1 pseudogene is annotated in these 1,554 nt (G+C 44.8%); it reads left to right on the top strand.

From position 1 onward, the window contains the following. A pseudogene (locus tag JHD69_RS19775) lies at positions 1-1,554 on the top strand (hypothetical protein); the annotation flags it as partial.

Raw genomic sequence — 1,554 nt, 5'->3', positions numbered from 1 at the left:
CATTTTGCTTGGCATTGTGGCATTAATTGCAGCACAGGTAATGAGCAGCAACAAGATAGCAGGTAGCGGTATTGTACTGGGTGCATCGGGTTTGCTTTTGATTTTGGGTGCCTTCCTGTTTCTTTATGCCAATACAGGTCCATTTGATAAGGCTTTAGAGGTCTTTTTAGATGATGTAACCCCCAATACCGTTAGTGGCCGATCAAAACCTGGAGCTAGAATTGAATTGTTTTATTCAGACCCAGAGTGCACAAACTGTCAGCCTAAAAGATATTTTGCCACTGTTATCACAGACCCTTCAGGAAATTGGAAGTACACAGGCGCCGTAGAAACTGGCTATTCCATACTTGCCTCTGCAACCATCAACCAGATGACATCGGAGTTTTCAGACCCACGAATTTACATGCTCAATGCTTTTGGCAAAACATTTAAAATATCACATCAGACCTGCGACTATCCGAATGGAAAGGTAGAAGGCGCATTTACCGTAAATGCAAAAAGCATAGAATGGGTAAACGAAGCTGGCCAAGTAGTAGGCACCTCTCTCGACCTGGTCAATATCCCTGCAGGAAAATACAGGATTAAAGCCCATCAGTTTGGGTGTGTTGTTTATTCTGAATGGGTTATCGTTGAAGACCAAAGACCTGCTTTGGCTTTTACTGCCACTCCAAATATTATACACCCCTCTTGTGGCAATTTAGGGTCTATTTTGAACCTTTTCCCTAATTACTATAAAGATTTTAGCTGGCTAGATGCCAATGGCAAGATAGTAGGCAAAGATAGAGAATTGAAAAATGTACCGGCGGGAAGCTATACCCTACATCTTGTTGGCCTTACTGATTGCGAGAAAGACTTTGGTCCTTATGTTATCAACAATGTTTCTGGCCCTAACGCCGATCTGAGCAACATGACCCGCTCCAATACTACCTGTATCGCAAATACTGGAAGCATTAAAGGAATTTTGGCCACTGGCACAGGCAATTTAACTTATCAATGGACAGATCGTACAAACGCCGTTGTGGCAACAAGCTTAGCTTTGGAAAACATCGGAGCAGGTTCTTATCGGCTCGCAATAAAGGATGAAAGCGCATGCCCTCCATTAATATTAGGTCCTTATGATATTGCTGAAGATGGAGCCATTGTTTTGGATGAATCGCAAGCGGTTTTTAAAGCCTCAGCTTGCAGCTCGGCTACAGGCTATGTAAAGGGCATTCTGGTTTCGGGGGCAACAAGCTATGCATGGTTCGACAAAGCAGGCAATCAAGTTTCGTCTAGCAGGGAATTGGAAAACATCAAGCCTGGCGAATACAAGCTAGTGGCTTCAAACGAATTAGGCTGTTCTAAAGAAAGTAAATATTATACAATTTCCGAATCGCAACCCCGGGTATTCCCCGATTACAACATTACTGTAGTTAATGCCAGTTGCAATCTAAACAACGGCTCATTAGCAATAAACTTAGGTTCAGGAATAGTGCTGTCTCTTATACACATCTGTGAAAAGGGGGGGGGGGGGGGGGGGGGGGGGGGGGGGGGGGGGGGGGGGGGGGGGGGGGG

It is taken from the genome of Pedobacter sp. ASV12 (assembly GCF_016429155.1).
Lineage (GTDB): Bacteria > Bacteroidota > Bacteroidia > Sphingobacteriales > Sphingobacteriaceae > Pedobacter.
The sequence above is the reverse complement of the archived record's forward strand: the minus strand, read 5'-3'. Positions and strand labels throughout refer to the sequence as shown.